This window comes from Telluria sp. RT2P19, from assembly GCF_059685725.1.
The window spans coordinates 401,880-408,629 of sequence record NZ_JCASIL010000004.1 but is presented as its reverse complement, the minus strand read 5'-3'; the positions used below and the strand labels follow the sequence as shown (position 1 = coordinate 408,629).

Genomic DNA, 6,750 nt, shown 5'->3' with positions numbered 1-6,750 from the left:
CGGCCCAACGCCTGCTGCACATGCAGTGACAGCCCATCGACACCGGTACGCATGTCAACGGGCTCGACCGCAAGCCAGATCGATTCGGGCAGCAGTTTCACCGCAACTCCTGCAGCAACCTAGCCAGCCAGACGGCATCGACGCCGCCATCCATGCGCAGGCTCCAGCCCGAGGCGCTGCGCAGTTCGAGGGGGCTGGACGCCGCTGGTGTGCTGATGCGCACCGGCAGAAACTCGGCGCCGCCCGCCATGCGCTTGATGCGGCGTGCCCAGTATTTGAGGCGCTCCACGCCGATATTGTGCTCGTGGGCATAGGCCTGGGCCGACAGCCCGCTGCTGCGCCATTGCGCCACACGCTCATGCCAGGTCGATGCGGGAATGCGTTGACGGGTCATGGAATCCTCGAAGTAGAAAACCTCGAGTCTGCACGTCATCGCGGCTACGTTACAGGTGGGTGGGCTGCACGCTTACGTGGCAGGGCCATCCACCTTATAGCGTCCGCCAGCGAGATCGGGAATGCCTCAAACGCCCCACAAGATATCGGTCTTGTTATCCCGCGCCGAGCGCAGCATTTCCAGCAACGGATACATGCGGGTCGAGAAGCTGACCATTTCAATGGGTCCATGGTCATGGTCATCCTCATCGCGATGGTGGGCTTGCACGTCCTGCGACACCTGGTCGGTCGCCAGGTGATTGCGGCTTTCTTCCACCTCCGCCTCGACCACCTGTACCGCGCGCTCGGCTTCTGCCGCGGTGATCACACCGCGTTCGGGTTCCTTGTGCAGCAGGTCGAGAATGCGCTTGGCATGTTCCTGGTACATCAGGACTTCTGGGTAGGTTTTGCATTTAAAGGTAATCAACATGGCTATCTCTTGGTTTTGTTAGTGATTAAACGATAGCACGACTGGCGCACCTTCACAGTGCGCTCGTTCGCACAAGCTCAGCGCCGCTTTACCCTCAGCAGCCAGGCTGCCCCCGGAACGACGACTGCAAACACCCCGCTCGCCATGAGCGCCATCGCTTCCCCGTCCGAAAGCGGTGAACGCGTCGATCCCGCGAGCAACCAGCCAAGCGCCGCCCAGGTCAGGCTATTGAACATCTCGAGCACATTCATCACGATCCCGCCCTTGCCGTGGCCCTTGAAATTGCTGCGCACCCCAGGCAAGCCGCACCAGAATACAGTCAGTCCCGCACTCGTCACTGCGCCACATACGACGAAAAACACGACCAGCCCGACAGCCGGCATATTCACGGTCAGCCATAGCAGGGGAATCGCGACCAGCGCCAGCACCGGCACGATAGCGGCCGCCAGCTTGGCGCGCTTGACGGTGCGCGTCGAAGCGGGAGACACCAGCAGCAGGTCCCGCGCGTCCTCGGCCATGAGGGCGATCCAGGCCAGCGCGCTTGTCAGCGAGCTGCATAGCAGCGCGAGCCCGGCTCCCAGCGCTTGTAATTGCGCCTCGGAGCGCTTGAAGATGATGAAAAATAGCGGTAGCAAGAACAGTAGCTGCAGCAACACCTGCGACAGCAGGTGCGGATCGCGCACGATCAGGCGCCACTCCTTGACGAGTACGGCGGCGAACAGGCTGCGGCCGAAATGGTGGCGCAGCGGCGCTGCTCGGGCCCCACTTCGGCGCGCCGAGGACGCCGCCAATTGCAGCCCATGCGCGAAGAAGCGGTGGGTCTGCCGCGCTGTCAGTACGAACACCACAGCCGCGGTGGCGACCAGCAGCAGCATGGGCAGCGGCTCGCCCAGCATGGCGCGCGCCGGCAGCAGGGCGGCGCTGCGGGTTGCGCTTTCCCCGCTCGGCAGGCCATTGATCAATTCGCGCAAGCGGCCCTGTGACTCGCTGGACAATAACGCTTGCAGCTGGGACGCAATGACCAGCAAAGCCCCGGCCAGCGCCCCGATCACCTGCGCCACCACGCGCGTGCGGCGCGCGCCGAGCACGCGCACCAGGCCGAGCGTCAACAGCATCGCCACGCAGCTGCACAGTACCGCGATCGAGACCACACCCGGATAGATGCCGAGCCAGCGCCACTGTCCCTGCAGCAGGCCGGCGTGGGCGAAAGGAGCCAGGAAGAACAGGTAGATGGCAGCCGTGCCGGTTGTCACGCCGGCCAGGCGCACCGTAAGAATGCTGTGCGAGGACAGGGGCGACGAAAGTAGCAGATCGAGGTCGCCCCGCTCGAACAGCACCAGCACGCTCGACTTGATCGCCGACGACAGCATGAAGGTCGCACCGCCCGCCAGTATGGCGGAAATGGCAAGCAGGATGCGCGGATCGTCGCCCGGCACCCCGGCCAGCTTGCGCACCGTCACCCAGCCAAGCAGGTGCAGCGCGGCCCAGCCGGCCAGCGCCAGGACGATCGCCGCATTGCCCGGCCGGCGCCTGCCGTTGCCGTCCTTGCCCCCATCCTTGCCGCCGCCTGCATTGAACCAGGCCAGCCGCAGCTCGTGCCGCAGCAGCCAGCCGACGCTGCCCGGCGCCGCGCTCATGGCGTCGCCGTCAGCTGCAGGAACACGTCTTCCAGGCTGCCGCCCCGGGTGCGCGCGCGCAGTTCGTCGAGGGTGCCCTCGGCGATCAGGCGGCCCTGGCGGATGATGCCGATGCGCTGCGCCAACCGCTCCGCTACTTCGAGGATGTGCGTGGTCAGGATCACGGTGCCGCCCTTTGCGACGTGCGCCAGCAGCAAGTCCTTCACCTGGCGCGCCGCGGCCGCATCCAGGCCCGTGAGCGGTTCGTCGAGGATCAGGAGCTCGGGTTCGTGGATCAAGGCGCCTGCCAGGGCCAGCTTTTGCTTCATACCGCGCGAAAACCCTTCGGTCAGCTCGTGCGCATGCTGGCTCAGGTCGAGCCAGTCGAGCAGCTCGCTTGCGCGCGGTTCAGCCTCCTCGGCGCGCACACCCCACAGGCCGGCCACGAATTCCAGGTACTCGAACGGCTTGAGCTTCCCGTACAACATCGGCTCGTCCGGCAGGTAGGCCATCTTCGCCTTGGCTGCCGCTGGTGTGCCGGCAAGGTCGATGCCGAGCACCTCGATGCTGCCGGCGTCCGGGGCCAGCAGGCCGGTGACCAGGCGCAGCGTGGTAGTCTTGCCGGCGCCGTTGGGGCCGAGCAGGGCGTAGAACTCGCCGCGCCGGACGACCAGGTCGAGGCCATCCACGGCAGGGCGGCCGAAATCCTTGCGCAGGCTGCTCAAGCGCAGGGCGGGCAGCGGCATATCCAAGGTCACTGTCATTGCAGCGTGAACGAGGTCAGGAACTGTTCGACCTGCTCGGCCGGGACTGCATTGGCGGGGCCGAGCACGATGACCTGGTAAAAGCGCTCGCCGCGCGCCTCGAAGCGGCCATGCAGGCGCACTGGCCGGCCATTGGCGGCGCCGGTCGCCTCCACGCGCAGGCCATTCTGCGTCACGGTCGTCCCGTCTTCGGCGGCGCCGATATTGCGCAGCAGGGCCAGGCGCAGCGCCGGCAGCGCCGCCTGCGCGCGCGCGGCATCCGGCGCCGTGGCGGCGCCGACGGCGAAAGTGGCGCCGTCGACCTCGGCCGCCGTCATCGTCATGTCCACCCGCAGGCCGTCGACGTCCACCGCACGGGTAAACGTGGCTGGCTTGGCCGGGAACAGCACCTTGTAGCGGCCATCCTGGCTAGCGTGGTCGCGCCAGTTATAAGTGGGATTGCAGCCGGCAAGCAGGACGCCGGCCACCAGGGCCGGGGCAAGGGCGCGCAAGCGCCTCCAGAACGAAATCGATGGTCGCATGCAGCGATAGTAGCAGCAGCGGCTATCCCATCAGCCGTTTTTTGGCGTCTTGCCGCGACCGTATTCCTGAGACGCGGCAGTGTGGTTGGCCTGTCCTCGCACCAGTTTCTGCAGTCGGCATGGATGGCCCGAATCGAGGTTCATCTGTCCGGCGAAGGTGAAAAAGTCTGCGACCATCCGCGCCAAAAAACCGGTCCACCCGGTATCTCGGCGCCGTCCTTGTCGCTGCCCAATGCCGTGTTCAGGGTCACCGGCGAGCGCCCGTGCACGCTGCCGATCGACCCCGAACAGCGGCGCCGCGCCTGATGTCGACCTGCGCGGATCGCGGCGCCGGGCGGGCCGGACTCCATCGAAAGATGGGGACTTCGGCCGGCCGGCGTATCTTGGCGTATTATTTTCCCTGTTGCGCATTCTAGGACCGCCATGAAACGCAGAATCGGATTCCTGCTCCCGCCCGGCTTCCAGGCGCTCGACCTGATGGCCACCACCGTATTCGAGATCGCCAACGGCCTCGACGGTGGACCGTTCTATGACATGACCATGCTGTCGGAGCAGGGCGGCGTGCTCTCCAGCTCATCCGGCGTCGGCGTGTTCACCGAAGCCTTCGAGCGGCGTGACTACGATACCCTGATCGTGGCCGGCATCATGACCCCGCTGAGCGCGAAATCGAGCGCGCCCTTCCTGGCCTTCCTGCGCGAAGCCAGCGAGGCCTCGCGCCGCACCGCCAGCATCTGCACCGGGGCCTTCATCCTGGGTGAGGCGGGCCTGCTCGAAGGCCGTCGCGCCACCACCCACTGGGCGCTGGCGCGCGACCTGCAGCGCGCCTATCCAAAGTCGCGCATCGAGGAAGACCGCATCTACATCAACGATGGCCGGGTGTGGACGTCGGCCGGCATGACGGCCTGCATCGACCTGTGCCTGGCAATGGTCGAGGCCGACCTGGGCAAGGACGCCTCCAAGCACATCGCGCGCCAGATGGTGGTCTACCACCGCCGCAGCGGCGGCCAGTCGCAGTTTTCGGCCCTGCTCGAACTCGAACCGAAATCCGACCGCATCCAGCAGGCGCTCACCTACGCCAAGAGCCATCTGCGCCGGCACCTGTCGGTGGACGAGCTGGCCGAGGCGGCCAATCTCAGCACGCGCCAGTTCAGCCGCAGCTTCCGGCTCGAAACCGGGCAGTCACCGGCGCGCGCGATCGAGGTGCTGCGCGTCGAGGCGGCGCGCGCCATGATCGAGACCAGCAACCACTCGATCGACATGGTCGCGCGTGAGACCGGCTTCGCCGACCCCGAGCGCATGCGGCGCGCTTTTTTGCGCGCCTTCGGCCAGCCGCCGCAGGCGATCAAGCGCGCCGCGCGCGAGCAGGCGCTCTAGGCCCGGGCGGCGAGCGATTCAATCGTCGCGCAAGGCGCGCCGGTAGCCGATCGCCTCGGCCACATGCTTCGAGGTCACGCCCTCTGCATCCGCCAGGTCGGCGATCGTGCGCGCCACCTTGAGCACGCGGTGATAGGCCCGCGCCGACCAGTGCAGGTGGCGCGCCGCATCGTGCAGCCGCCGCCGTCCCGCTTCATCGGGCGCGCAATGGCGGTCGATCTCGCCCGGCCCCAACTGGCTGTTGGGCCGCCCCTGGCGTTCGAGCTGGCGCGCATGCGCCCCCGCCACCCGCTGCGCGATCGTCGCACTCGGCTCGCCCTCGGCCTGCGCCCCCATGCTCTCCGGCGGCATGGCCGCCACCGGCAACTGGATGTCGATGCGGTCGAGCAGGGGGCCGGAAATGCGGCCCTGATAGCGCAGCACGGCGTCTGGCGTGCAGCGGCACTTGCCGCTCGCATGACCGAGCCAGCCGCAGGGACAGGGATTCATCGCCGCGATCAGCTGGAAGCGAGCCGGGAAGTCGGCCTGGCGGGCCGCGCGCGAGATCGTGATCGATCCCGATTCCAGCGGCTCGCGCAGTACTTCCAGTACCCGGCGGTCGAACTCGGGCAGCTCATCGAGGAACAGCACGCCGTGATGGGCCAGCGACACCTCGCCCGGGCGCGGCAGGTTGCCGCCACCGACCAGGGCCACGCCCGACGTCGTGTGGTGCGGGCTGCGAAACGGCCGCTGGCGCCAGCGAGCGGGCGCGAAGCCGCCGGCCAGCGATTGCACGGCGGCCGATTCCAGCGCTTCGGTCTCGCTCATCGGCGGCAACAGGCCCGGAAGCCGCGCCGCCAGCATGCTTTTACCGGCGCCCGGTGGCCCGATCAGGAGGGCGGAGTGGGCGCCGGCCGCCGCGACCTCGAGCGCGCGCTTGGCATGCTGCTGGCCCTTGATCTCGGCGAAGTCGGGATACAGCGGCGCATGCGCCAGGCCGGGACCATGGTGGCGCCCCAGCTTCGGCGCATCGGGCGCGTTCGCGAAGTGCGCGCAGACCTCGAGCAAAGTGCGCGCCGGGTAGATGGCTGCCGTCTCGACCAGCGCGGCTTCGTCGGCATTTGCCAGCGGCAGGATGAAAGCGCGCATCTCGTTGTCACCCTCGCGGGCCATGGCGAACGCCATCGCCAGCGCGCCGCGCACCGGCCGCAGTTCCCCCGACAGCGACAGTTCGCCCGCGAACTCGTAGCGGTGCAGCGCATCGTCGCGTATCTGGTGCGACGCGGCCAGAATGCCCAGTGCGATGGGCAGGTCGAAGCGGCCCGATTCTTTCGGCAGGTCGGCCGGCGCGAGGTTGATCGTGATGCGGCGCGCGGGGATGTCGAAGCCGGAATTCTGCAGCGCCGCACGCACGCGGTCCTTCGCTTCGCGCACCTCGGTATCGGGCAGGCCGACGATCGCGATGCCGGGTAAACCGTTGGCCAGGTGAACCTCGACATTGACGGCAAGCGCTTCCATGCCGGCCAGGGCGCGGCTTCTCAGGACGGCGAGACTCATGGGCTTCCTTTCATCGTATGCCTTGCGCATGAAGCGCCCGGGAAGGCCTATCGTAAGGCGGGCATCTCGGCGTCTGT

Annotated in this window: 9 protein-coding genes; 2 read left to right on the top strand and 7 right to left on the bottom strand. The window is 67.5% G+C overall.

Going from position 1 to position 6,750, the window contains the following annotated elements:
- The 6 genes from tnpB to AC56KW_RS08125 all read right to left on the bottom strand — a co-directional run.
- Nucleotides 1–101: IS66 family insertion sequence element accessory protein TnpB (tnpB, locus tag AC56KW_RS08150; RefSeq protein ID WP_497170240.1), on the bottom strand; the 101-nt coding region annotated here is incomplete at its 3' end.
- Nucleotides 98–394 carry an IS66 family insertion sequence element accessory protein TnpA gene (tnpA, locus tag AC56KW_RS08145; protein ID WP_497170223.1) on the bottom strand — a complete coding sequence of 99 codons (297 nt, stop codon included), beginning with the start codon at nucleotides 392–394 and terminating at the stop codon, nucleotides 98–100. The genes tnpA and tnpB, both read right to left, overlap by 4 nt.
- A 126-nt stretch (nucleotides 395–520) precedes the next feature.
- Complete coding sequence (locus tag AC56KW_RS08140; RefSeq protein ID WP_497170222.1) at nucleotides 521–862, bottom strand: DUF1840 domain-containing protein; 342 nt, start codon at nucleotides 860–862, stop codon at nucleotides 521–523.
- 77 nt (nucleotides 863–939) lie between these two features.
- Nucleotides 940–2,499, bottom strand: coding sequence for a permease-like membrane multi-spanning protein (locus tag AC56KW_RS08135; RefSeq protein WP_497170221.1), 1,560 nt, complete (start codon nucleotides 2,497–2,499; stop codon nucleotides 940–942).
- The gene (locus tag AC56KW_RS08130) at nucleotides 2,496–3,242 is read right to left on the bottom strand and encodes an ABC transporter ATP-binding protein (protein ID WP_497170220.1); all 747 of its coding nucleotides are present in this window, start codon (nucleotides 3,240–3,242) and stop codon (nucleotides 2,496–2,498) included. Before AC56KW_RS08130 ends, AC56KW_RS08135 begins: the two co-directional genes overlap by 4 nt.
- Complete coding sequence (locus AC56KW_RS08125) at nucleotides 3,239–3,733, bottom strand: hypothetical protein (RefSeq protein WP_497170219.1); 495 nt, start codon at nucleotides 3,731–3,733, stop codon at nucleotides 3,239–3,241. The genes AC56KW_RS08130 and AC56KW_RS08125 overlap by 4 nt, the downstream gene beginning before the upstream one ends.
- A 153-nt stretch (nucleotides 3,734–3,886) precedes the next feature.
- Between AC56KW_RS08125 and AC56KW_RS08120 the strand changes: the two genes are divergently transcribed.
- The gene (locus AC56KW_RS08120) at nucleotides 3,887–4,069 is read left to right on the top strand and encodes a hypothetical protein (RefSeq protein ID WP_497170218.1); all 183 of its coding nucleotides are present in this window, start codon (nucleotides 3,887–3,889) and stop codon (nucleotides 4,067–4,069) included.
- Nucleotides 4,070–4,186: 117 nt separating this feature from the next.
- Nucleotides 4,187–5,137, top strand: a complete 951-nt coding sequence (locus AC56KW_RS08115; RefSeq protein ID WP_497170217.1) for a GlxA family transcriptional regulator — start codon at nucleotides 4,187–4,189, stop codon at nucleotides 5,135–5,137.
- 18 nt (nucleotides 5,138–5,155) lie between these two features.
- Here AC56KW_RS08115 and AC56KW_RS08110 read toward each other — a convergent pair whose 3' ends face one another.
- Entirely contained in the window at nucleotides 5,156–6,673 is a 1,518-nt protein-coding gene (locus AC56KW_RS08110) for a YifB family Mg chelatase-like AAA ATPase (protein WP_497170216.1), read from the bottom strand.
- Nucleotides 6,674–6,750 lie beyond the last annotated feature (77 nt).

What these genes read in the sequence shown, in the direction of transcription:
- tnpA (WP_497170223.1), bottom strand. Translation starts at nt 394, where the DNA reads ATGACCCGTCAACGCATTCCCGCATCGACCTGGCATGAGCGTGTGGCG.
- AC56KW_RS08140 (WP_497170222.1), bottom strand. Translation starts at nt 862, where the DNA reads ATGTTGATTACCTTTAAATGCAAAACCTACCCAGAAGTCCTGATGTAC.
- AC56KW_RS08135 (WP_497170221.1), bottom strand. Translation starts at nt 2,499, where the DNA reads ATGAGCGCGGCGCCGGGCAGCGTCGGCTGGCTGCTGCGGCACGAGCTG.
- AC56KW_RS08130 (WP_497170220.1), bottom strand. Translation starts at nt 3,242, where the DNA reads ATGACAGTGACCTTGGATATGCCGCTGCCCGCCCTGCGCTTGAGCAGC.
- AC56KW_RS08120 (WP_497170218.1), top strand. Translation starts at nt 3,887, where the DNA reads ATGGCCCGAATCGAGGTTCATCTGTCCGGCGAAGGTGAAAAAGTCTGC.
- AC56KW_RS08115 (WP_497170217.1), top strand. Translation starts at nt 4,187, where the DNA reads ATGAAACGCAGAATCGGATTCCTGCTCCCGCCCGGCTTCCAGGCGCTC.
- AC56KW_RS08110 (WP_497170216.1), bottom strand. Translation starts at nt 6,673, where the DNA reads ATGAGTCTCGCCGTCCTGAGAAGCCGCGCCCTGGCCGGCATGGAAGCG.